General features: G+C 65.6%; 22 protein-coding genes and 1 pseudogene. 9 read left to right on the top strand and 14 right to left on the bottom strand.

Translation table 11 applies throughout. From position 1 onward, the window contains the following. Positions 1-89 precede the first annotated feature (89 nt). Positions 90-1055, bottom strand: a complete 966-nt coding sequence (locus tag CXY78_RS06445; protein ID WP_104088659.1) for a tripartite tricarboxylate transporter substrate binding protein — start codon at positions 1053-1055, stop codon at positions 90-92. 48 nt (positions 1056-1103) lie between these two features. After that, positions 1104-1796, bottom strand: coding sequence for a GntR family transcriptional regulator (locus CXY78_RS06440; RefSeq protein WP_104088657.1), 693 nt, complete (start codon positions 1794-1796; stop codon positions 1104-1106). A 148-nt stretch (positions 1797-1944) separates the two neighbouring features. On the opposite strand from CXY78_RS06440, the gene CXY78_RS06435 reads away from it, so the two are divergent. Both CXY78_RS06435 and CXY78_RS06430 read left to right on the top strand, forming a co-directional pair. Continuing rightward, entirely contained in the window at positions 1945-4068 is a 2124-nt protein-coding gene (locus tag CXY78_RS06435; RefSeq protein WP_104088656.1) for a S9 family peptidase, read from the top strand. Positions 4069-4079: 11 nt separating this feature from the next. Beyond that, the gene (locus tag CXY78_RS06430) at positions 4080-6758 is read left to right on the top strand and encodes a DEAD/DEAH box helicase (protein WP_199182596.1); all 2679 of its coding nucleotides are present in this window, start codon (positions 4080-4082) and stop codon (positions 6756-6758) included. A gap of 6 nt (positions 6759-6764) precedes the next feature. On the opposite strand, the gene mgrA is transcribed toward CXY78_RS06430, so the two are convergent. The 6 genes from mgrA to CXY78_RS06400 form a co-directional block, all read right to left on the bottom strand. Next, entirely contained in the window at positions 6765-7790 is a 1026-nt protein-coding gene (gene mgrA, locus CXY78_RS06425) for an L-glyceraldehyde 3-phosphate reductase (RefSeq protein ID WP_092340830.1), read from the bottom strand. Then, positions 7790-8545, bottom strand: coding sequence for a glycosyltransferase (locus CXY78_RS06420; protein ID WP_233206111.1), 756 nt, complete (start codon positions 8543-8545; stop codon positions 7790-7792). Before CXY78_RS06420 ends, mgrA begins: the two co-directional genes overlap by 1 nt. Continuing rightward, complete coding sequence (locus tag CXY78_RS06415; protein WP_104088654.1) at positions 8542-9942, bottom strand: bifunctional PIG-L family deacetylase/class I SAM-dependent methyltransferase; 1401 nt, start codon at positions 9940-9942, stop codon at positions 8542-8544. Before CXY78_RS06415 ends, CXY78_RS06420 begins: the two co-directional genes overlap by 4 nt. Further along, the gene (locus tag CXY78_RS06410) at positions 9936-10973 is read right to left on the bottom strand and encodes a hypothetical protein (RefSeq protein ID WP_092340828.1); all 1038 of its coding nucleotides are present in this window, start codon (positions 10971-10973) and stop codon (positions 9936-9938) included. Before CXY78_RS06410 ends, CXY78_RS06415 begins: the two co-directional genes overlap by 7 nt. Positions 10974-10976: 3 nt before the next feature. Then, a complete protein-coding gene (locus tag CXY78_RS06405) occupies positions 10977-11465 on the bottom strand; it encodes a Dps family protein (RefSeq protein ID WP_092340827.1) in 489 nt (162 codons plus the stop codon). Positions 11466-11604: 139 nt separating this feature from the next. Further along, positions 11605-11928: a hypothetical protein gene (locus CXY78_RS06400; RefSeq protein WP_092340826.1), complete on the bottom strand. Its 324-nt coding sequence runs from the start codon at positions 11926-11928 to the stop codon at positions 11605-11607. A 137-nt stretch (positions 11929-12065) separates the two neighbouring features. Between CXY78_RS06400 and CXY78_RS06395 the strand changes: the two genes are divergently transcribed. Next, complete coding sequence (locus tag CXY78_RS06395; protein WP_104088653.1) at positions 12066-12623, top strand: MOSC domain-containing protein; 558 nt, start codon at positions 12066-12068, stop codon at positions 12621-12623. Positions 12624-12741: 118 nt separating this feature from the next. On the opposite strand, the gene CXY78_RS06390 is transcribed toward CXY78_RS06395, so the two are convergent. Both CXY78_RS06390 and CXY78_RS06385 read right to left on the bottom strand, forming a co-directional pair. Then, the gene (locus CXY78_RS06390) at positions 12742-13602 is read right to left on the bottom strand and encodes a DarT ssDNA thymidine ADP-ribosyltransferase family protein (protein ID WP_158253283.1); all 861 of its coding nucleotides are present in this window, start codon (positions 13600-13602) and stop codon (positions 12742-12744) included. 164 nt (positions 13603-13766) lie between these two features. After that, the gene (locus CXY78_RS06385; protein ID WP_104088650.1) at positions 13767-14441 is read right to left on the bottom strand and encodes an HAD-IA family hydrolase; all 675 of its coding nucleotides are present in this window, start codon (positions 14439-14441) and stop codon (positions 13767-13769) included. 130 nt (positions 14442-14571) lie between these two features. Here CXY78_RS06385 and CXY78_RS06380 point away from each other — a divergent pair, with 130 nt between their 5' ends. After that, on the top strand, positions 14572-15315 hold the full coding sequence (locus tag CXY78_RS06380; RefSeq protein WP_104088648.1) for a sulfite exporter TauE/SafE family protein: 744 nt from the start codon (positions 14572-14574) through the stop codon (positions 15313-15315). A gap of 6 nt (positions 15316-15321) precedes the next feature. Here CXY78_RS06380 and CXY78_RS06375 read toward each other — a convergent pair whose 3' ends face one another. Beyond that, positions 15322-16083 (bottom strand): endonuclease/exonuclease/phosphatase family protein, encoded by a 762-nt coding sequence (locus CXY78_RS06375; protein WP_134505287.1) that lies wholly within the window; start codon positions 16081-16083, stop codon positions 15322-15324. Between the two features lie 128 nt (positions 16084-16211). Beyond that, a complete protein-coding gene (locus CXY78_RS06370) occupies positions 16212-17531 on the bottom strand; it encodes a short-chain fatty acid transporter (protein ID WP_104088884.1) in 1320 nt (439 codons plus the stop codon). Between the two features lie 209 nt (positions 17532-17740). Between CXY78_RS06370 and CXY78_RS06365 the strand changes: the two genes are divergently transcribed. Further along, positions 17741-18340, top strand: a complete 600-nt coding sequence (locus CXY78_RS06365; protein WP_092340821.1) for a histidine phosphatase family protein — start codon at positions 17741-17743, stop codon at positions 18338-18340. A gap of 251 nt (positions 18341-18591) precedes the next feature. Continuing rightward, positions 18592-19338 (top strand): annotated as a pseudogene (locus CXY78_RS21590) (ice-binding family protein). 28 nt (positions 19339-19366) lie between these two features. Here the strand turns inward: CXY78_RS21590 and CXY78_RS06355 are convergent. After that, positions 19367-19675, bottom strand: a complete 309-nt coding sequence (locus tag CXY78_RS06355; RefSeq protein WP_140425671.1) for a hypothetical protein — start codon at positions 19673-19675, stop codon at positions 19367-19369. 62 nt (positions 19676-19737) lie between these two features. Here CXY78_RS06355 and CXY78_RS06350 point away from each other — a divergent pair, with 62 nt between their 5' ends. From CXY78_RS06350 to CXY78_RS06340, 3 genes are all read left to right on the top strand, one after another. Next, positions 19738-20034 (top strand): hypothetical protein, encoded by a 297-nt coding sequence (locus CXY78_RS06350; RefSeq protein WP_092340818.1) that lies wholly within the window; start codon positions 19738-19740, stop codon positions 20032-20034. A gap of 49 nt (positions 20035-20083) precedes the next feature. Further along, the gene (locus CXY78_RS06345; RefSeq protein ID WP_104088645.1) at positions 20084-20356 is read left to right on the top strand and encodes a glutaredoxin domain-containing protein; all 273 of its coding nucleotides are present in this window, start codon (positions 20084-20086) and stop codon (positions 20354-20356) included. A gap of 66 nt (positions 20357-20422) precedes the next feature. Further along, complete coding sequence (locus CXY78_RS06340) at positions 20423-20746, top strand: hypothetical protein (protein WP_092340816.1); 324 nt, start codon at positions 20423-20425, stop codon at positions 20744-20746. Positions 20747-21247: 501 nt separating this feature from the next. Here the strand turns inward: CXY78_RS06340 and CXY78_RS06330 are convergent. Next, positions 21248-22267, bottom strand: a complete 1020-nt coding sequence (locus CXY78_RS06330) for an LLM class flavin-dependent oxidoreductase (RefSeq protein ID WP_104088644.1) — start codon at positions 22265-22267, stop codon at positions 21248-21250. Positions 22268-22285: the final 18 nt, after the last annotated feature.

Here is a 22285-nt window from a genome sequence, read left to right as displayed (position 1 = left end):
GACAGCGATTTCAAGCCAGCGCGAGGCTGGAGCCTGGCTGGTTTCCTCGGGAACCAGCGCGGGGAGCGTGGACGGACTGGGCGTCATGACTAGTTGGCCTGCAGGAGCGTGCTGAACCGTGTGTACTCGTCGGCGACAAACGTGGTGAAGTCATCCGCTGACTTGTAGACGGCCAGCGACCCACCGGTGGTGATCGTGTCCACAAACGTGTCCGACTGGGCTGAACTGGCGATCACGGTCTCGAGGGCTTCACGAACCTCGTCCGGCAGTCCAGCCGGCGCGTACACGCCGCCCCAGCCACCGAATTCGAGGTCGTAGCCGAGCTCCGTCGCAGTGGGAACGTCGGGCATCAGCGGGTGACGTTCGTCGTGCAGCACGGCGAGGGCGCGAAGCTGTCCACCATTGTGAGCGGCGGCCGTTTCTGCGGTTCCGCCGACGGCGCCGTCTACCTGATTGCCCATGACAGCGGCAACGGCAGGGGCGCCACCATCGAACGGCACGGGAACGATCTGGGCACCGGTGAGTTCGGCGAGGCCGAGTTCGGCCGCTTCCCAGATCGAGCCTGGGCCGGAATTTGCCATGTTCACCGCACCCGACTGGGCGGCCTCAACCAGATCGTCGAGGGTCTCGAAGGGGCTGTCATTCGGAACCGAGATCACGCCGGGGGCGAGCATGATCTGGCCCAGGAAGTCATAGTTTGCCGGGTCGATGTCGAACCCCTGGTGGCCGAGCATCGAAATTTCTACCGGCACGAAACCGATGGTGTATCCGTCGGGATCGGCGTCGGCCATGTACTGCATGGCTGTCGAGCCTGAGGCGCCCGGGCGGTTCTCCACAATGACCGACACTCCGAGTTCCTTTTCCAACCCCGCGGCCAGCGCGCGTGAGGTGAGGTCAGATCCGCCGCCGGCTGCAGCCTGCACGATGAAGGTGATATCCCCCTCGGGATACGCGGCGACGTCATCGCTCGCGTTGTCGCTGCTGGCACAGCCAGCGAGGGTGAGGGCTGCGGCCGCAAGAACGCCGGTCAGCTTGAGGGTGCGGGGCATTGTCATTTTTTCAACTTCCTTGTTGGAAACGGTGCGTGGTGCGGATGAAAAGGTCTAGGACTCGCCGTGCAGTCGGTTGAAGGCTTGGGTCAGGCGGTCGCGGGATCCCTGCAGGTGCGTCCGGAGCATGCCTACGGCCGTTGTGAGATCGCCGTTTCGCAGCGTGGTGTACAGGTCGACGTGATCCTGGTAGGTGGGACCGAGATCGCGGTCTTCAGCGTTGGTCAATTCGAGCATCACCGCGAAGGTGGGCTCGTACTGCTTCCACATGCTCTCGAGACGTTTGCCGCCGGCCACCGAGTAGAAGGCGGAGTGAAAGCTGAGGTCGGCCCGTGCGAAGCCGAGTGAGTCCTGCGCTAGTACTCGATCCTTCATCGCGTCGAGGTTGCGTTCGACGAGATCCCACTCGCCGTCCGTCGACTGCGCGTGGGCGAGTTCGAGCGCCTTGACCTCGAGCAGTTCGCGCAGCATGTAGAGCTCGTCGACGTCCGAGGAGCGCAAGCCGACCGCGAAAACGCCGCGGCGGTGGCTCTCCACCAGCCCTTCGGCCTCCAGTTGACGCAGAGCGTCCCGAATCGGGCCGCGACTCACGTCGAAACGAATCGACAGCTGCGACTCCACGAGGTGCGTATTCGGCGGAATTTCACCGGCAACGATCGCGTGCCGCAATTGAGAAACGACATGGAGGCCAAGCGCGAGCGTCTGGGGCACCGGACTGCGCCCATTGACGAAAGACACCTGCGTCATCTTTGACTCCTAATTCGCTAACTGAAAACGGTTTACCGTAAACCAAAAATAGCGAATGCGGACGGGCACGTCAACCCCGGCGACGCAAAAACTTTGACGATGTCGGACCTACCCGGCCCAATCCGTGAACGCAAACTACGCTGGGGGGATGACCTCTGGCCCGATCACCCCTCCCGTCGCCGCTCCCCTCGCCGCCAAGAAGCCGCACCGCCGCGAACACCACAACGACGTCTATATCGACGACTACGAGTGGCTGCGCGACAAGGACAGCCCCGAGGTCATCGCCCACCTCGAGGCCGAGAACAGCTACACAGAGGCCCGCACCGCCAATCAGGAGCCACTCCGGCAGCAGATCTTCAACGAGATCAAGAACCGCACCCAGGAAACCGACCTCAGCGTTCCGGTGCGCCGCGGCACCTTCTGGTACTACACCCGCACCGTCGAGGGTCAGGAATACGGCATCCACTGTCGAGCACCGATCAGCGGCCCGGATGACTGGGCCGCGCCGATACTCGGTGACGCCCACCAGGGTGTGCCCGGCGAGCAGATTCTGCTCGACGACAACGTTGAAGCCGAAGGCCACGAGTTCTTCTCGCTCGGCAGCTTCGACCTGAGCAATGACGGCACCCAGCTGCTCTATGCCGTCGACGTGGAGGGCGACGAACGCTACACGATTCGGGTGCGCACCATCGCAACCGGCGAAAACCTCACGGACACGATCGAAAACACCAGCGCCGGTGCTCTGTTCGACCCGAGCGGACGCTACCTGTTCTACACAACCGTCGACGATGCCTGGCGCCCCGACACCGTGTGGCGGCATGAAATCGGCACCGCCCGAGACACTGATGCCAGCATCTTTCACGAACCCGACGAACGATTCTGGGTGGGCGTCGGCATCACCCGCAGCCGCAAGTTCCTCATGATCGAGGCCGGGTCGAGCGTCACCACCGAGTCCTGGGTGCTCAATGCGAGCGACCCGACCGGCGAGTTCACCGTGGTCTGGCCACGGCAAGACAACACGGAATACGACGTCGAGCACGCCGTCATCGATGGCGAAGACCGCCTGCTGATCGTGCACAACGGCGGCAATGCAGTGAACTTCGAGCTGGTCAGCGTAGCAGCCGAAGACCCGCAGGGCGTTAAGCGGATGCTGCTGCCCCACGACCCCGAGATCCGCCTCGAAAGCGTCGACGCCTTCGCCGACTTTCTCGTCGTGGAATATCGCCGGGACGGCCTCACCCGGCTCGCCATCGACCGCCACGACGCGAGCGGACTGACCGAGCTTGACTTCGACGAGCCCCTGTTCGCCGTCGGTTCGGCCGGCAACCCGGAGTGGACCCAGCCCACCCTGCGGTTCGGTTTCACGAGCTTCGTCACCCCCTCAACGGTGTACGATCTCGTCGTTGCGACGGGCGAGCGCCGCCTGCTCAAGCAACAGCCCGTGCTCGGCGGCTACGACGCCACACTCTACGAACAACGCCGCGAATGGGCCACCGCCGACGACGGCACCCGCGTGCCCATCTCGCTGGTCTACCGCCCCGACCTCGTCACGCCCGGCACCCCGACTCCGACCCTGCTCTACGGCTACGGCTCCTACGAGCACAGCATCGACCCCGGGTTCGGCATCGCCCGGCTCAGCCTGCTCGACCGCGGCATGATCTTCGCCATCGCGCACGTGCGCGGCGGCGGCGAGCTCGGCCGCACCTGGTATGAAAACGGCAAGACGACGACCAAGCGCAATACCTTCACCGACTTCGTCAGCTGCGCCCGGCACCTCATCGACGCGGGCTTCACCACCCCCGGCCAGCTGGTCGCCGAGGGCGGAAGCGCCGGCGGACTGCTCATGGGCGCCGTCGCCAACCTCGCACCCGAGCTGTTCTCCGGCATTCTCGCCGAGGTTCCGTTCGTCGACGCCCTCACCTCGATTCTCGACCCGTCCCTCCCGCTTACCGTGATCGAGTGGGACGAATGGGGCGACCCGCTGCACGACGCCGAGGTGTACGCCTATATGAAGTCCTACTCCCCCGTCGAGAATGTTCGGGCCGTGGCCTATCCGGCAATTCTGGCCGTGACCAGCCTGAACGATACCCGGGTGCTCTACGTCGAGCCGGCCAAATGGGTGGCCAAGCTGCGCGAAGTGGGAGCGGATGCCCTGCTGAAGACCGAAATGTCGGCCGGCCACGGCGGCGTTTCCGGTCGGTACAGCGCCTGGCACGAACGGGCGTTCAACTACGCCTGGGTGCTCGACGCCGCCGGCCTGAACCGAGAGTGACCGCGCGGGAAATGTCAGATTCTGACGACACCCCGGCCTGGAAGCGGCTGGTGTTGCCGGGGGAACCGCCGGCATCCGCTGTGCCGCGTATCGGTAATTTCGGGCAGCCTCGGCTGACCCCGAAGGGCCCACAAGTACCGATGGGGCTGCAGTTCGAGCTGCGCGAGCAGACGCCGCGCACCAACGACCGCTGGCGCGGCCCGACCGCCAAAACCGTGAAAACGCTCGCGAAGGGCCACGGCGAATTCCGGCTGGGCGTGCGACCGGTCATTCACAACGCCCACGGCAACTGGGTGCGCAGCAATGTCACCTGGAGCCACCTCACCTTTCAGCTGAACCGGTTCAACCTCGACCCCGAACACCACCGCTGGATCTCGCAGTTCGCCGCCCTCTACAAGGCCGTGCGCGAGGTCTACTCCAGCCAGGAAACCGACTGGATCTACCTTGACAATTTCACCAGCCCGCTGCTGTGGCCGCTGCTGGCCGAGGCCGAACAGCTTGGCATCGGCCTGGTCGGCAACAAGAAAGACGTTGTCGTGCGGGTCGCCTCGCTCGCCGAGATCAGCCTCGACGCCTCCCAACCGGATGCCGCCAGCCCGCTCACCCTGCAAGCGCGCCTCCAGTTCGACGGCGCCCCGCATCCGCTCGAGGCCGCCGGAGTCATCGCCGGCCACGGCGTTTACAGTGTGCGGTTCGGCGCCGCCACCGTGTTCACCCTCGCGCCGACGGCCGGCCCGCTGAGCGACGAGCAGCGTCACCTGGTCGGGCAGGTCGGCGCGGCGATCGTTCCCGCGGCCGACACGGCCGAGTTTCTGGGCACGGTCTACCCGGCCTTGCAACGCCGGGTCGCGGTCACCAGCACGGATGCCTCCGTGCAGTTTCCCGAGGTGCTGCCCGACAACTTTGAGCGCACCGAAACGCCCCACCTCGTCATCACGACCGTGGAGACCGACCAGCGCGACTGGTTCGACCTCGGCGTGATCGTCACGGTCGGGGCGATCACGGTGCCGTTCGGCCCGCTGTTCAAAGCCCTCGCGAAGGGGCAGACCCGCCTGAAGCTGGTCGACAACAGCTATCTCTCCCTGCAACAGCCGGAGTTCGAGCAGCTGCACGACCTCATCAACGAAGCCCGCGCGCTGCAGGAATGGGAAACGGGCCTGCGCATCAGCCGCTACCAGGCCAGCCTGTGGAGCGATTTCGAGGACCTCGCCGATGAGACCGTGCCGGCCGTGTCCTGGCGGGCCGCCGCCGCGGGGCTCAAAGACCTGAGCGGCGTCGACGCGATCGCGCTTCCCGACGGTGTGCATGCCACCCTCCGCCCCTACCAGCAGGAGGGCTTCGCCTGGCTCGCGTTCTTGTGGAAGCACCAGCTCGGCGGGGTGCTCGCCGATGACATGGGGCTCGGCAAGACGCTGCAAACCCTGGCGCTGCTGGTGCACGCGAGAGGCTCGGGGCCGTTTCTGGTCGTGGCACCGACATCCGTTGTGGCGAACTGGCGCAGCGAGGCGACCCGCTTCGCCCCGGGCCTCACGGTTCGCACGCTCACCGCGACCGAGACGAAAAGTCGCACCCTGATAGCGGATGCCGCCGCCGGCATCGACGTGCTCGTCACCTCCTACGCGCTGTTCCGTCTCGACTTCGACGCGTACCAGGCGGTTTCCTGGGCCGGCCTCATTCTCGATGAGGCACAGTTCGTGAAGAACCGCACCAGCCGAGCGTATGCCTGCGCGAAGGAGCTGGACACACCGTTCAAACTGGCCATCACCGGCACCCCGATCGAGAACAACCTGATGGACCTGTGGTCCCTGTTCAGCATCGTCGCTCCCGGCCTGTTCGCGTCGTCGCGCAAATTCACCGAGGACTACGTGCGGCCGGTGACGCGCGGGGAGAGTCCGGAGCAACTCGCGAAGCTGCGCCGGCGCATCCGCCCTCTGATTCTGCGTCGCACCAAGGAGGTCGTCGCGCGCGACCTCCCGCCGAAGCAGGAGCAGGAGCTGCAGATCGCGCTGAACCCTGCGCACCAGAAGCTCTACGACACCTTCCTGCAGCGCGAACGGCAGAAACTCTACGGTCTGATCGAGGAGCTCGACAAGAACCGGTTCATCATTTTTCGCTCGCTCACCCTGCTGCGGCTGCTCAGCCTTGACGCCTCGCTCGTCGATAAGAAGTATGCCGGTGTGCGCTCGAGCAAGCTCGACGCCCTGTTCGAGCAGCTCGACGATGTCATCGCCGAGGGGCACAAGGCCCTCATCTTCAGCCAGTTCACCTCTTTTCTGAAGCTCGCGGCCGCCCGGCTCGACGCGCAGGGCGTTCCGTATTGCTATCTCGACGGGTCGACGCTGCGCCGCAGCGAGGTGATCGACCGGTTCAAGAGCGGGGCCGCGCCGGTGTTTCTGATCAGCCTCAAGGCCGGCGGCTTCGGTCTCAACCTCACCGAAGCCGACTACGTCTTTCTGCTTGACCCGTGGTGGAACCCGCAGACCGAGACGCAGGCCATCGACCGCACCCACCGCATCGGCCAGACCCGAAACGTGATGGTCTACCGACTCGTCGCCACCGGCACCATCGAGGAGAAGGTGGTGGCGCTGCAGAAGCAGAAGTCCCAACTGTTCAGTTCGGTGCTCGACGACGATGCCATGTTCAGCACCGCGCTCACCGCCGACGACATTCGCGGCCTGCTCGAACCGTGACCAGGGTTAGACGTCGCTTGAGGCTGCCCAGAGGTTGATGCCGTTATCGACGGCATGCACGTCGATCGCGGTGAGTTCCTCGGCGCTGAACTCAAGGTGCTGCAGCGCCCCGACGTTGGTTTCGAGCTGGGCAACCGACGAGGCGCCGATCAGAGCGCTGGTCACCTCGGAATTGCGCAGAATCCAAGCCAGTGCCATCTGTGCGAGCGACTGGCCGCGTTCGGACGCGATCTCGGTCAGCGCCCGAATGTGAGTCAGCGCCTCCGCGCTCACCATCGACTTGTTCGCCGATCCGTCCCTGGCCACCCGGGAGTCGGCCGGGATACCACCAAGGTAGCGGTCAGTGAGCAGTCCCTGGGCCAGCGGCGAGAACGCAATGCAGCCGGCTCCGATGTCTTCGAGGGTGTCGAGCAGGTCGCCCTCGACCCACCGGTTGAACATGGAATACGAAGGCTGGTGAATGAGCAGCGGCGTGCCGAGGTCAGCCAGAATCGCCGCGGCCTCGCGGGTGCGCTCCGGCGAGTACGAGGAGATTCCGGCGTACAGGGCACGGCCGCTCGTGACGGCCGTGTGCAGGGCGCCCATGGTCTCTTCGAGCGGAGTGTCGGGGTCGGCTCGATGGGAGTAGAAGATGTCAACGTAGTCCACCCCCATGCGGGAGAGCGACTGGTCGAGGCTCGACAGCAGGTATTTGCGGCTGCCGAAGTTGCCGTACGGGCCCGGCCACATGTCGTAGCCAGCCTTGGTGGAAAGCACGACCTCGTCGCGGTGCGCCGCGAAGTCTTCACGAAACAGCTGACCGAAGTTGGTTTCGGCCGAGCCGTAGGGAGGCCCGTAGTTGTTGGCGAGGTCGAAGTGGGTGATGCCGAGATCGAAGGCTCGGCGCAGAATGGCTCGCTGCGTTGCGAGCGGCTTATCATCACCGAAGTTCTGCCACAGGCCCAGCGAAATGGCGGGAAGTTTGAGGCCGCTCCGCCCCGCCCGGCGGTACGGCATGGACTCGTAGCGGGATTCATTCGGGAGATAGGTCATCAGAACATGATCCCATTTTTCTGGTCAGTGTGGACATGATCACGCAGGTATCCGGCGAAACCGGCCGGGGCCCGACCGATTCGTCGCCCAGAGGTCAATACGGGAATCAGCGCCGTGCGGGCCTCGACCACCCCGAGATTGCGCAGCGCTGCCACGAGCAGCACGTCTTCATCCCGATCAACGGGCGCAAATTCCCCGGCAGCAAGATAGCGGTCGGCACGGACACCCAGGTTGGCGCCGTGAACGTGCGGATGCCCCTCGCCGATCGTGTGCAGCTCCTCCCAGCGCAGCAGTTCGTGGGCGGCCAGATCGTCATCGGGCTGCACGGTTCCGAGCACGAGCTCGGCCCCGTTACGCGCCAGGGCGAGTTGGCTGACCAGCCAGTTCGGCGGCACGGCCGAGTCTGCATCGGTCGTCGCGATCCAAATCTGCGAAGCGGATGCCGCTCCATCCGTTTGCAAACACCCAAGCCGCCCCAGCGCGTGCCGAATACCGTCGCGGCGGGCTATACCGACCACCCCAGCCGCGATCTCGTAACGTCGAAAAGCTCTCCAGTGAGCGGCGACGCGCGCGGACAGGTCCGTGCACTGGTCCAGCACCAGAACCACGAACACTCGCGGTCGCTCCGGCTCCGGCACGACACTCAGCGTGTCGATTGCCGCGGACAGCGCGCTCGAGCAGCGCGGCAGCAGCACCTCTTCGTTGCGCACGGGAACGACGATGACCACGTCTGTGATCAGCAGGGGTTCGGTCACGGCACCAGCCCGTCGCGCTGGGCCACCGACAGGGCCGGCCGCTGCTCGTAGACTTCCAGTACGAAGTCACGTTCCAGATGGTGCACGGTGCGCTGTAGCCCCACCACGTGGGTGAGCTGGGCGTGAACCGCGTCGCCGGTGAGTGGGTAATCGGCGACCGGATGCCGCCAGTGGCAGGCCACGAGTACCCCGCCGACGGCGAGACTGGCGCGGCATCGTTCGAGCAGGCGGCGCAGGTCGCCGGCCGAGCAGTAATACCCCACCTCCGACAGCACGATCAGCTCGAACTCCCCCTCCGGCCAGTCCCCCGGCAGAGTTCTGAGCTCAAAGCTCACTCCCGGGCGGCCCGCGAGCCGTTGCCTGGCAATGACGAGAGGCTGCTCGACCAGATCGACTCCCAGCACGGTCTCACAGCGGTCGGCCAGTTCGGCGGTGAGCACACCAGTGGAGCAGCCCAATTCCAAGGCGGTACCGAACCGTTGCCGGGGCAGTGCCGCGATGAGGGTCGCTCGCTTGCGTTTCTCGTACCACCGGGTCTCAAAACCCCACGGGTCGGGGCCGGAGGAGTAGACGGTGTCGAAATACCCAGCGGTGACGGTGCGGTCGGGGTTGGCGCGGGCATCCGCTGGAGAGTTAGGCCGCGAACCCACCTCAATCAGCGTTTCAAAGTCGCGCGCGAAGTGCACCCGAAAACCGGGCGGCACGATGGCTTCATCGCCGGGGGAATCCGACAGGGGACCCACCTGGCTGCGATGCAACGCGAGGGCTCGAGCCTTGGCCTTGCGTTCGGCCGGCTTCAGTTGAAATAACCGAACGGTTTCCAAAGGCCATACTGCATCGTCAGGGGTTGACCAGTGCCAGGCCCAGATCGGGTATTCGAACAGGCGCGCCCGTCGTTCACGCACGGCGCGTTCCGCGGCCGCGCTGGCTGCAGCATGATCCGGATGCCCGTCGGCGCGCCACGGCGCCACCACCCAGGTCGAGTCGCCAGCGTCGCCGATTGCCTCGGCGATTGCTCCCTCGGCGATGGCCACGTGCTCGGCGAGTTTGCCGTCGGGAAGTTCCAGCAGGTGAACCTGAGCGTTCGGGGCGAGGTGTGCGAGGGCATCCGTCACCTCAATGCGGCGGATCTGCGCGAGTCTGGCCGCGTCGTGGGTCTGCGACTTCGGGTGCGACGCCTCGCCGTTGCTGAGTACGATGACGACGATCGGCAGCCCGAGCCCGGCGACGTGGGCGATGAGGCCGCCGACACCGAGACTCTCGTCGTCGGGATGCGCTGACACGACGACCAGGCGTTTGAGGGTGTCGAGGCCGAGTGGGGCGAACCGATCGGGCCAGTGGGCTGCTTCCCAGGTCTTCTCGGGTGTTCCGCTGTCGGAATGATTGAACGTCACCATGGCGCACTCCCCCTCGTCACGAGCATGTGGCCCAACGCCGCATCGTCGCGTTCGGCGTGGTGCTGGCGCACATACAGCTGCAGGTCGGCGACCCGCTGGGCATGCCGGGCGTCGAGCGCCAGGGGTGCCGGCCCCAGTGCATGCCCGATGTGGAATATAACGTCATCGACCGTGCGCGCGACGATTCCGCGCACGCGTGCGGCCAGGATCGAACCGGCCTCTCCATCGGCGGCCCCGGCGTCGATGGCTGCGGCCGCCGCCACAAGCGACGTGTGCGCCGCCGTCACCGCCAGATCGACGGCCCCGAGGTGGGCGAGGGCGATCTGGTCGGGAGTGCGGCTGTGGACGGAACCGTACAGTGTGCGCGCCAGTCCCACGGCACCGCCACACCATGCTGCTGCCACACCGATACCGCCCCAGGCGAAGCCCGGTCGACTCAAGTACCATCCGTCGTCGCCGACCGGATCGGCAGCCACGTGCGAGAAATCGACCGGGCCGCTCGTCACCTGGGCGAGCCCGCGGGCCACCCAGACGTCGTCGTGCACGGTCAGCCCGGGTTGACGAAGATCGACGGCGAACAGCCGTCGGCCGGTTGTGGCGTCCGGGCGAACAACGTGCGCGGTCACGAGGGCGTGGCTGAGCAGTCCGGCGAGGGAACACCACGGCTTGACGCCGTCGAGCCGCCAGCCGCCATCCGCCGGCATGGCCGTGAGCGTCATCCCTGGCCCCTCCGCCGCGAAGACACCCCAGGTTTGGTCGGGCCGGGCCGGGTAGCCCGCCTGGTGGAGTATCGCCAGCGCGTCGAGATGCGCCTCGACCACCCGTGCCGCCGTGAGGTCAGCGGCCCCGAGCGTCGACAGGGTGTCGAAGAGCTGCCGGGTGCGCCCTTCCCCCGGCCGGGGAACGGATGCGAGGGAGCTCGCGAGCGTCAGCGCCCGCCGTGCGTCACCGTTGACCGCGCTGGCGGCGCCGGCCAATTCAGCGACAACACGGAACAGTTCAGCCGGCCGCGGGTTCGCTTCAAGCCGCATATGTTAGGAGGAGCGGTGGGCGGACTTCACCGCAGACCGCTTGCGCGGTTTGCGGTTCTCAGCGCTGACCATCCAGGAGTACTGCTCGAGCTTCTCGATAAATGCGTGCAGGATGTCGGCGCTGGTGGGGTCTTCCTCGTCGACCTCATCGTGCACCTTGCGCATATTGTCAACGACGGCATCGAGGCGTTCGGTGATGAGCGTCACCGTCTCGGCGGTGTCGACTTCACCGTCGGGAAACTTGGGCAGGTGGGTGGTTTTGGTGACCGTCTCGCTGCGGCCATCGGGCATGGCGTCGAGGGCGCGCATCCGCTCGGCGACTTCGTCGGAGAATTCGCGAGCGTCAACGATGATTTCATCAAGCTGCAGGTGCAGGTCGCGAAAGTTCTTGCCGACGACGCTCCAGTGCGCCTGCTTGCCCTGAACGTGCAGCTCGATCATATCGACCAAGACGGACTGCAGGTTGTTGCTGAGAGATTCGGAGGCGTGCATGGTGTCCTTTCAATCGGGGTGATTTGCCTCCAGACCATATCACTGCCGCGGAATCTGGGCCACAATGCCACAACCCGACCGAGGACCGCAGACCCGACGTGCGGCCCCGGCACTGGCCAGATGGATGCTCGCGCCAGGCTCAGTCGGCGGTGGTCGTGCGCGCCGGCCGCGGTTTGCTGTACTTCTTGTGCGCGGTCTGCGGGGCGGTACCGAGGATGCGCGCGATAGCGGCCCAGGTGCCGCCGCCGTCGTGCATGGCGGTCACCGCCGCTGTAACTCGCAGGTTGACCTCGGCCCGGTCGCGCACCGCGCGTTCCAGTTCTCGCTCGAGCGCCCGGTAGGGGCGCGCTATATACGGTGCCGGTTCGTCTGCGCGTTCGACCGTTGGATTGGTTCCAACCGGCGGCGCAGGTGCTGTCACGGTGCGGGACTCGTCGGGCTGGCCCGGGGCAACACTGGTCATCGGCAACCTTTCCACTGATGCAATGTAGGCCCGGCAAGTTGCCGCGTCAACCGCTTGACACAAACATTTTGACGCCTGCGCTCTCGGCGTTGTACACATCTCTTCGAACGTGCGTGCGCTATGGCAGAATCGGTGGCATGACAAGTGACGGACCCGCTGGCACGGTTGTTTCCGTCAGCCGTGATGACGAGCACCGCTTCAGCAAGCCGGTGGTGAGCAGCATCCGTTTGCTGGCCGGATTCGGCGTCGAGGGCGACTCGCACGCTGGCGCCACGGCGCAACACCTTTATCTGAAGAAGCGCACCCCCTCGGCTCCGAACCTCTGCCAGGTGCACTTCATTGCGGCCGAACTCTTCGGCGCTCTCACGCCTACCGGCTACGCCGTGGCTCCGGGCGAACTCGGCGAGAACGTGACGACCACCGGACTCGACCTGATGCAGCTACCGCTCGGAACCCTGCTGCACCTCGGCGCCGAGGCTTCGGTGTCGATCACCGGCATGCGCAGTCCGTGTTCGCAGATCAACGGGTACCTAAAAGGCCTGATGAAGCAGCTGATCAGAACGGATGCCGCCGGTACCGTTGAGCGGCGCGGCGGCATCATGGGCGTCGTGGTCACCGGCGGAGTCGTGCACCCGGGCGACGGCATCCGGGTGGAGCTGCCCGCCGGCGAGCACCTGCCCCTCGGCGTGGTCTAGCCTCGAACGTTTGCGCGCCGGCCCGCCACCGGGCCCACCTTACGTCCGTGGGCCCAGTTTATAAACTGGGCCCGTGGACGGGGCCCGGGCCCCGTCCAGAAAAAGTGGCCCTATCTTGCTATTGGGCGTCAGCGGAGGTGTGAAACCACGGCGGGTAGACCGCTACCTTGGGCTTGAACGCGCTGGCCTTCAGGATGCCGCGCACGGTCTCGCGCACATTGTCGTTGCAGACGCCGATGAGCGTGATCAGTTCCATCGGCACGGCGTCGGGCACGAGCAGCTCGGCTTCGAGGATCATCGCGCCGTCGGCCTCGGCACGCAGGGTCTGCAGCATGCGCTCGGCGGTGGCCGGCGTGGCGCCGAACCGGGTGAGCGCTCCGGCGGCGTCACCGTTCGTGACGGCGACCACGCTGGGAACGAGGGGGGCCCGCTCGTCGGTGGCGTCAGCATCCGTGGCCGTGCCGGTAAACGCAGCGAGACCGTCGTTGATCTTCTTGACCGTGCTGACGAGCAGGACGAAGTCGAAAGCCTCGGAACCGTGGGCGTCGAGCGCCAGCAGCGGGTCAGCGGTCTCGGCGCGCACGCTCTCCCACACGGTCGCGTTCGGCGACAGGAAGAACGGCACGTACTCGGCAACGCTGCGACCATCGCCGACGACCAGTGCCGCCCGGCGCAGCTCGCGCGTGGCCGGGGCGGAGATGTCCACAACCGGACGTGTCGTCAGGGCGGCGTTGGCCAGCAGGCGACCGTCCTTCAGGATCGCGGCGAGGTTGCTGATGTGGGTGAGGTGATACACACGCTGCTCGTCGACGTTGTCGGTCGACACTTTCTCGGCCCGCACCGGTCGCGGGGCTCCGGCGACGCGAACCGGGCGAGCCGCGCGGGCGGCGGGCATGGACGCGGTCGGCAGCGGGTCGCGCAGCGAGGACAGCTTCGGCGCGCGGGTCTTCTTCACCGGGGTGAGGGGTTCAGTGACCACTTTGGGATAGCACAGGGCGCACAATTGGCCCTCGAGTCCGTGGATGCATTCGTCGTCCAAGAGGGAAGACCCTTTCGTTTCGCGTACTCGCGCCACTCGGAAAAGCCGAACGCGCATACCGCCTATCAACGTTACGTTCATTTGGGTGGCGACGGTGACCGTTCTTAGCTATTCGGCGACACGAGACGAAGAATCAGTCCGCCAGCCGCGACCTCGATGCGCAGGTGGTCGAGCCCGGGAACAATGAGATCGGCGTCAAGCTCGGCGGCAGCATAGGTTCCGGCGACGCCGATCGTGGTGCAGCCGGCGGCTCGGCCGGCCTGCAATCCGGCGGGCGCATCCTCGATCACCAGGCAGCGTCGCGGGTCGACTCCGAGCCGCGCGGCTCCCTCGAGAAACGGCTCCGGAAAGGGTTTGCCACGGGGGGTGTCATCGATGGTCACGATCACCTTCGGTGCCACCAAAGCGGATGCCCCCAGCCGCGCGACCGCCAGTGGCCGCGAGCAGGACGTGACAATGGCCCGTCGACTCTCCGGCAGGCTGTTCATGAGCGCGGCGGCGCCGGGCAGCACGGTGATGTCGTTGGTGTCGGCGGTTTCGAGCTCGAGAATACGCGCGATCGCTTCGTCGACACGTTCAGCCGGCACGAGTTCCTCGATGATGTCGCGGGCCGGGCGTCCGTGGGACGTCTCGTCCTTGGCCACTCCCCATTCTTCGGCCCACAGTGCCCACGAGCGGTTGACCGCGGGCGTGGAATCGATGAGGGTGCCGTCCATATCGAAGAGCACGGCATCGAAGGTGCGCCCCTGCAAAACGTTCTCGGTACCGGGGTCGGGCATCCGCTGTCCTTTCGTCGTGGCGGCTGAGTGCCGTTCCTCAACGGTAGGCCACGCATCAATGGCCACGCCATTCGGCGGGGATACGGGCGGGTATCGTGGATAGCAAATAATCAAGCTGGGAGACCGTACCGTGGGGACGACCGTTCTGGTGATTGCGGCCGTTCTGATCGGCTCGAGCATGCAGCGCATCACCGGCATGGGGTTCGCCCTCGTCGCAGCCCCGTTTCTGGTGCTGCTGCTTGGGCCGGTCGATGGCGTCATCGTAGTCAACGTGTGCGGAGCGCTCACCGCGAGCATCATTTTGCTGCGCGTGTTTCGGCAGGTGGTCTGGCGGCGCTACGGCATTCTGGCGATCTGCGCTGTCATCGGCATCGTGCCGGGCTCCTACGTGCTGCAGTTCGTGCCGGCGGCCTGGCTCGAAATTTCGATCGGCGTACTCGTGATCGCCGGCCTGACCATCTCGGTCAATCTGGGCCGCGTCGTTTTGCCCGACCGAACCGGTTTTCGCGTGATAGCCGGGATGGCCAGCGGGTTTATGAACACCACTGCCGGGGTCGGCGGCCCCGCGGTGAGCATTTATGCCATCGCCACGGGGTGGCCGCAACGGTCATTCGCCGCGACCATGCAGCCGTACTTTCTCACGATCGGGCTGGTGTCCCTGGCGTCAAAGTTCGCCCTGGGATCGGCCGATCTGCCGCACCTGCCCGTGCTGGTCTGGGTGCTGATCGCGTGCGCCTGCATTGTCGGGCTTATCGTCGGCGACCGGCTGACCACGGTGATCGAGCCGCACGTGGCCCGACGCCTGCTCGTCATCGTGGCCTATCTCGGGTCGTGCGCGACCATCGTGCGCGGAGTGCTCGAGCTGCTCGCCTGACCCGACCTAGATCGTGAAGTCGACGCCCTCGACCGACACCGATTCGGAAGCGGCCGGATACGCGAGGTGATGCGCGGCATCCGTTTGCATCATTTGCTCGTCGGGATAGGTGGCCGTCACCAGAATGGGCATGTGGTCCGAGGTACCCTGCGGGAGGGTCTCGACGTTGGCGATGGTCAGCCCCATCGACGTGGCCAGATCGAAATGCCCGCGAAAGAACTTGTAGCGGGTGTAGGTGCGCGTGTCGCTGAGCGTGAGGTCGTAGCCGGATTGGTTCACCTTGTTGCCGAGTTTGCCCTGGAAGATCGGGTAGTTGTAGTCGCCGACCATGAGGGTCGGCAGGCCGGGGCCGAGGATGCTCAGTTCTTCGTGCGCGGTGCGGATCTGGTTGCGGCGCAGGGAGTTGAGCGCGGTGAGAGGAGCCGCGTGAAAGGAGGCGACGACGAGTTCACGCTGCGCCACATTGTCGATGAGGCGGGTGGCGATCAGGCGCTCGTGCGCGGGCGCGGCGACGCGGTCGTGCAGCGACTTCTTGAGCGCAAAGGTCTGCGTCTTGATCGCCGTGAAGCGGTCCCGGTTGTAGTAGATGGCCAGGCCGAGCCGGTTGCGGTGGGTCGAATCCGCCAGGTGCAGATGCCCGACCTCGGCCGGCAGATCGATGGTGTTGCATTCCTGCAGGCAGAGGATGTTGGGACTGTAACGCTCGGCCAGGGCGACGAGTTCGCCGCTGGCACGATTCTTGCGGAGGTTGTAACTAATGACCCTCATGGCACCCGTCTCAGACTTGATGGCTATGCCTCAAGCCTACGACTCTCGCCGCAGTCGAAATTGAACATCCGGGGTCTGTTGGCACATGCGCAGGTGGCATCCAGCCTGCGGTCGACCCCCGTCAGGGGCTAGCCGGCGCCGACGATGAACATGGTCGCGATGAAGACCAGACCTGCCGCCAGAAAGGTGATCGTCGTGTAGCCGAGAATGTCGCGCATCTTCAGCCCGGCAATCGCCAGCAACGGCAGCGCCCAGAACGGCTGGATCATGTTGGTCCACTGGTCACCGTAGGAGACGGCCATGATAGCCACCGACGGGTCGACGCCGAGGCGCTCGGCCGCGTCAAGCATGATCGGGCCCTGCACCGCGAACTGGCCGCCGCCGGAGGGTACGAAGAAGTTGACCAGCCCGGCCGCGAGCAGCGCCATGACGCCGAAGGTTGCCGGGGTCGACACGTTCACGAAGAAGTCGGAGAAGACACCGATCAGTCCCGAGCCGACCATCATGCCGAGGATGCCCGCGTAAAGCGGAAACTGCAGCAGAATGTCGCCGACGTTCGACGCGGCGTCCTTGGTGAGCCGGATGAGTTCGAACGGGTTGCGCACGAGCAGAAAGATGAGCGCGAGGAACGACCAGTTCACGATGTCGAGGGTGAGTGTTCCCCCTTCGACGAAGTGGATGACGAGGTACGCCACCAGAGCGAGACCCACGATCAGGGTCAGGATGCGACTGGCATCCAGTCGGTCAGCGGGCGTCACGACACTTTCCTGCGCGACCTGCTTCTCGCGTGCATCAACCTCGAGCACGAAGACCGGGACACCCCGGCGCGGGGCGACCAGCGCCAGGGCGAGGCCCACAACCACGATCGTCGCGATAGCCGCCGTGATATTCCACGCGGAGAATGTGGTGTCGGCCAGCGAGATCGTGCGGCCGAGCTGCTCGGCCAGAAAGGAGCCCTCGGTGGCCGCGGTGAGCGGGCCCGAACCGGAATAGCCCATATGCCAGACGACAAAGCCCGAGTATCCCGCGGCGACCAGCAGGGGAAAGTGCACCGGTACACCCTTGGCCCGCAATTGAAAGGCCACCTCCTTGGCCAGCAACCCGCCGACCACGAGGCCGAGGCCCCAGGTGATAAGGCAGGCCACCGCGGCGACGGTGAACACGAAGATGTAGGCCTGCAGAGCCGTTCGCGGCACACCACCGAGCCGCACCAGCAACCGGTGCACCGGAGTCGTGTTGGCCAGAATGTGCCCGAGCAGCAGCACGAGCGCCATCTGTGTCATGAAGGCGAGCAGCCCGGCCAGGCCGTCACCCCAGCTGCGCACGACGTCGATCGGGCCGGAATCGGTGAGGATCAGGGCGAGAACGGCCACGATCACGGTCAGCGCGATCACGAACACGAGGGCGCTCGGAATGAACCGTTCGACGAGCGAGTTGATCGGGCGCATGAACGCGGCGGCCGGGCCGGTGGCGCGTTTTTCAGTGGCAGTTGACACGAAGGTCCCCCTGAGTTGTTACAGCATTGTGGCTCAGGGCGTCTGCACTGACCATATAAACGTAGCAGTCGGGTCGTCTACTCCCCGGTCGGGGCTACCCCGACGCACGAAACGTAGACTTGTCGGGCCGCCGCGTTCCGGTGGCACAGTGAGGGAGCCGCATGACCCAGAACGACATCGTTCTCATCCGCCACGGACAGACCGAGTGGAGCATCTCGGGTCAGCACACCGGGCGCACCGACGTTCCGCTGACCGACTTTGGCCGCCAACAAGCGGATGCCCTCGGCGAGATGCTCGACGGGGAACACTTCGATCGGGTCTACTCGAGCCCGCTGGTGCGCGCCTGGGAGACCATGGAACGGGCCGGCTACGGCGGGCAGGGAGTGGCAAGCGACGACGTGCTGGAGTGGGATTACGGGGTCTATGAGGGTCGCCGCACCGCGGACATCCGCTCGGAGATTCCCGGCTGGACCGTGTGGGGCAACCCAATTGCGGGGGGCGAATCCGTTGACGAGGTGGGCGCTCGCGCCGATCTCGCCATCAAATTGTGCCTCGCCGCCGAGGGCCGGGTGGCCGTCTTCGCCCACGGACATTTTTTGCGCATCATGACCGCACGCTGGATGGGCCTGCCAGCGGCCGCCGGCAAGAGCCTGAGCCTCGGCACCGCAACTGTGTCCACCCTCGGCTGGGAGCGCGAGAACCGAGTACTGCAGATGTGGAACGACGCCTGCCACCTGAGTTCGATGGACCCCGTCGTCTAACTGGCCCCCGAATTGCCGCAAATGCCCCTAGTCTGGGGCTAGACAGATTCTATTCTTTGGAACCATTGTCGTGGGGGCGCACGAACAAACGTGCGGATTGCGCCCGGAGGGCACGACTGGTGGGGCTTGGGGGCGCTACCTGCTCGCGAGCCCGGTCAACGGGAGAACCCGATGTGCAGCATCGGCGACCACGCCCGCGCGTGGCCCTGCCCCGACCCGCATCGTGCGGGTCTTTGGAGAGGGAAAACACCATGAGTACGTTCACACAGCTTTCACCGTCGCGCAAGCGACTTCTCGGCGCCCTTGTGGTCGTCGGCATCCTTGGAGCCGGCAGCATCGGAGTCGGCGCAGCGGTCGACCTCGGCGAGGCCGGCACGTTCGCCGTGCTGTCGAAGGCGGGCATCACGGATGTCTACGCCTCGTCAGTCAGCGGCAATGTGGGCGCGAGCCCCATCACCGGCGCGGCAATTCACCTCACCTGCCCCGAGGTGACCAACGGAACCATCTACAGCGTCGACGCCGAGGGCCCCTCCTGCAAGGTGACCGACGGCACCAATCTCACCGCTGCCGTCAGCGACCTCGAGATCGCGTACACCGATGCTGCCGGGCGCACCACTCCCGACTACATCAACCTGGGCGCCGGCGAAATCGGCGGCCTCACCCTCACCCAGGGCCTCTAAAAGTGGGGCACCGACGTGAACATCTCCACCGACGTCACCCTCACCGGTACTTCCGATGACGTCTTCATCTTTCAGATCTCCAAGGACCTGGAACAGGCCTCCGCCCAGAGCGTGATTCTGGCCGGGGACGTTCAGGCGAAGAACGTCTTCTGGCAGGTTGCCGGTTCCGTCGCGATCGGCACGACCGCGCACTTCGAAGGCACCATTCTCAGCCACACGATGATCGCCATGAAGACCGGAGCGACCATCAACGGCCGTCTCCTGGCCCAGACGGCCGTCACCCTGCAGAGCAACACGGTCACCGCGCCCGTCGAGTAACGCAGCAAAAAGGCGCGGGTGACTCTGGTCACCCGCGCTGTGGTCGTTCACGCACCGGCACCCAGGTCCCCTTTACCCGTTCGGTGACCAGGGATGCTCGCAGCTCGGCCACGACGCGCAGGTCGGCCACCACGTGGGCGCCGATCTGGAGAGCCGACGCCGCGTCATCCGCTGTGAAACGCACGATGACCCGGGCGGCTCCCGCGACGATAGTGAGATCAGAAGCCTCCACCGTGGTGAATTCCGCGGCCGCCGCCGCGGCTCGGGGCACGACCGAAGCGGGCGCGGTTCCCGGGTGCAGGGATTCGATACTCATGGTCACGCGATAAGAAGGCATGGTTTCAGGGTACGGGTACTGCTTTACTGTACGAGTCCTCTTCCCCTCAAGTTCGGAGACCCATGACCTTCACGGCCACGATCGTTGCCCAGGTTCAGCGCACCAAGCCCGATGCCCTCTGGGCCATCGCGACCGCCCTCAGCACCAAAGTTGAGGAGGAGACCGGAGCGAACGCCTTCATTGCACTACCCGACGGCGGCCGGATTGACGTGGAGATTCCCAAGTTCGGCGAGAGCCTGCCGCTGACCATCGACGTAGTGGACGCGCGCAGCCAGGCTGAGGCGCGGGCATCCGCTCAAAATATTCTGGATCTGCTGGAGCAGTCCACCGGCTGGCAGGTCGACCACCTGCACGACTAAAGCGGATGCCCACCCGCGGCACACAGGCGCGCAGCATAAGCTCTCTGGTATGACTGAAACCACTGCCCCTGCACCGCGCATCACAATGTACGGGGCGGAGTGGTGCGGCGACTGCCGCCGTTCCAAGTCGCTGCTCGACCGCCTCGAGGTGGACTACGACTACGTGGACCTGCTGCTCGTCGAAGACGGTGCAGACCGCGCCCGCGCCATCAGCGGGCGCACCAACATTCCCGTCATCGTGTTTCCCGACGACACCCACCTGGTCGAGCCGAGCGACGCCGAGGTGCGAACCAAGCTCACGCAGCTCGGCCGCCTGAGCTGACCCGACGCCGTAGCCGCCACCCCCGTGCTACTGTCAGAAATCGTAGATACCAACGGGGGTCGCACCATGCACGCAACGCTCACACCTACGACACGGCGCGTTCCCATTTCGCTGTGGATCAGCGCAGTACTTTTCGTGGTCTACAGTGCCCTCGGCGTGGCCGTAGCTCTGGCCGTGCGCACCGATGCGCTGAACATTCTCGCCCTGTTGACCGTGTCCCCACTGATGTTCGTAGGCATGGTCGTGTCCGTGGTCGACATCGTGCGCACCCGCAAGCGCGGCGACGCCGACCCGCCCTACACTCGCCTGCAGTGGGTCGGCCTCGCACTCATGGTCGCGGCGATGCCGCTCTGGATGGCCATCGCGATTGCCATCGCTTCCCTGCCCTAGACCTTCAGGCTGGAATCGATCTCGGCTTCAGTGAGCTCCTTGACCACCCGGAGCAGTTCAGGAAAGTTGCGGCCGGTGACAACCCCGCAGCAGTCTGCTCTCCAGCACAATCGGCTTCTCATAGCCGAAGAATTCTTCTGCCGTTCACACAGAACGCTGATATTTCATCAGCTTCGGGCGTAGTGTCGAGGTACTACCCCGGACCCGGTAGCGGTTTCGACCGCGACGAGCGAGGGGTTCTGATGTTTCACACGTTTCTACATCCAATAAGCGACTTCTCCGGCGGGGCATCGCCCTCCGTCGGGATAGCCCTGCCACCGATCGCCGTGATCGCCACCGGGGCCATTGATCTCGATCAACAGTTCTCGCCTCAGGTTTCGGCACTGCACGCGACCACACGATCGGCTAGCACGACGACACTTGAAGATTGGCTCGACCAGCTGCCGACGCGTGGCTGGGACGCCTGAGCGCAGTCAGGATGCCTCGGTGCGCGCAGCTGCGTCAGCGCCAGCCGAGATCGGGTGCGATCTGCTGCACGATGGTCTCGAGCAGGTGAGAGTTGTAGTCCACGCCGAGCTGGTTCGGGATGGTCACGAGCACGGTGTCGGCGTCGTGCACCGCAGCATCCGTTCGGAGCTGATCGACGATCGCGGATGGCTCCCCGACGTAGCTCTTACCGAAACGGGCCAGGCCGCCGTCGAGGTGGCCGACCTGGTCGTGGCTGCCCGCCTCCGCTTCGCGACCGAAGTAGGCCCGGTCCAGATCGCTGACGATCGGCAGGATGCTGCGGCTCACCGAAACGCGCGGCGTTCCCTCGTGCCCGGCGTCGGCCCAGGCCTGCCGGTAGATAGCGATCTGCTCGGCCTGCAGGTCTCCGAACGGCACGCCGGTGTCTTCGGTGAGCAGGGTCGAACTCATGAGGTTCATGCCCTGCTCCCCCACCCACTTGGCCGTCTTGCGGGTTCCGGCGCCCCACCAGATGCGCGCGCTGAGCCCGGGCGACTGCGGTGCAATAGCCAGCAGACCGGTGCGCCCGGTCATCTGCGGGTTGGCCGGCGCCATTCCGGCGCCGCTGATCGCGGCCCGAAAGATTGCCGTGCGCGCACGAGCGTCATCGGCGTCGCTGCTGCCCTCGGACGGAACATACCCGAACGCCTCGTAGCCACGCAAGGCGGTCTCGGGTGAACCGCGGCTGATGCCGAGTTGCAGACGCCCGTTGCTGATCAGGTCGGTGATCGCGGCTTCTTCGGCCATGTACAGCGGGTTCTCGTAGCGCATGTCGATGACGCCGGTGCCGAGCTCGATCCGGCTGGTGCGGGCCGCCATCGCGGCGAGCAGGGGAAACGGCGATGCGAACTGCGGGGCGAAGTGGTGCACGCGCAGATACGCACCGTCGATTCCGAGCTCCTCGGCAGCCTGGGCCAGGTCGACCGTCTGCAACAGGGCATCGCCCGCCGTTCGCGCCTGCGATCCCGGTACCGGTTGGTAGTGGCCGAAGGAGAGGAATCCGATGCGCTTCATATTCGGTGCAGCGTTTGC

The sequence above is a fragment of the Cryobacterium sp. N19 genome (assembly GCF_002929595.1).
Taxonomy (GTDB): domain Bacteria; phylum Actinomycetota; class Actinomycetes; order Actinomycetales; family Microbacteriaceae; genus Cryobacterium; species Cryobacterium flavum.
This window is presented reverse-complemented; position numbering and strand designations above follow the sequence as displayed.

Coding starts and splice junctions, on each gene's coding strand:
- CXY78_RS06445 (WP_104088659.1), bottom strand. CDS start 1,055: ATGACAATGCCCCGCACCCTCAAGCTGACCGGCGTTCTTGCGGCCGCA.
- CXY78_RS06440 (WP_104088657.1), bottom strand. CDS start 1,796: ATGACGCAGGTGTCTTTCGTCAATGGGCGCAGTCCGGTGCCCCAGACG.
- CXY78_RS06435 (WP_104088656.1), top strand. CDS start 1,945: ATGACCTCTGGCCCGATCACCCCTCCCGTCGCCGCTCCCCTCGCCGCC.
- CXY78_RS06430 (WP_199182596.1), top strand. CDS start 4,080: ATGTCAGATTCTGACGACACCCCGGCCTGGAAGCGGCTGGTGTTGCCG.
- mgrA (WP_092340830.1), bottom strand. CDS start 7,790: ATGACCTATCTCCCGAATGAATCCCGCTACGAGTCCATGCCGTACCGC.
- CXY78_RS06415 (WP_104088654.1), bottom strand. CDS start 9,942: ATGGTGACGTTCAATCATTCCGACAGCGGAACACCCGAGAAGACCTGG.
- CXY78_RS06410 (WP_092340828.1), bottom strand. CDS start 10,973: ATGCGGCTTGAAGCGAACCCGCGGCCGGCTGAACTGTTCCGTGTTGTC.
- CXY78_RS06405 (WP_092340827.1), bottom strand. CDS start 11,465: ATGCACGCCTCCGAATCTCTCAGCAACAACCTGCAGTCCGTCTTGGTC.
- CXY78_RS06400 (WP_092340826.1), bottom strand. CDS start 11,928: ATGACCAGTGTTGCCCCGGGCCAGCCCGACGAGTCCCGCACCGTGACA.
- CXY78_RS06395 (WP_104088653.1), top strand. CDS start 12,066: ATGACAAGTGACGGACCCGCTGGCACGGTTGTTTCCGTCAGCCGTGAT.
- CXY78_RS06385 (WP_104088650.1), bottom strand. CDS start 14,441: ATGCCCGACCCCGGTACCGAGAACGTTTTGCAGGGGCGCACCTTCGAT.
- CXY78_RS06375 (WP_134505287.1), bottom strand. CDS start 16,083: ATGAGGGTCATTAGTTACAACCTCCGCAAGAATCGTGCCAGCGGCGAA.
- CXY78_RS06370 (WP_104088884.1), bottom strand. CDS start 17,531: ATGCGCCCGATCAACTCGCTCGTCGAACGGTTCATTCCGAGCGCCCTC.
- CXY78_RS06365 (WP_092340821.1), top strand. CDS start 17,741: ATGACCCAGAACGACATCGTTCTCATCCGCCACGGACAGACCGAGTGG.
- CXY78_RS06355 (WP_140425671.1), bottom strand. CDS start 19,675: ATGCCTTCTTATCGCGTGACCATGAGTATCGAATCCCTGCACCCGGGA.
- CXY78_RS06350 (WP_092340818.1), top strand. CDS start 19,738: ATGACCTTCACGGCCACGATCGTTGCCCAGGTTCAGCGCACCAAGCCC.
- CXY78_RS06345 (WP_104088645.1), top strand. CDS start 20,084: ATGACTGAAACCACTGCCCCTGCACCGCGCATCACAATGTACGGGGCG.
- CXY78_RS06340 (WP_092340816.1), top strand. CDS start 20,423: ATGCACGCAACGCTCACACCTACGACACGGCGCGTTCCCATTTCGCTG.
- CXY78_RS06330 (WP_104088644.1), bottom strand. CDS start 22,267: ATGAAGCGCATCGGATTCCTCTCCTTCGGCCACTACCAACCGGTACCG.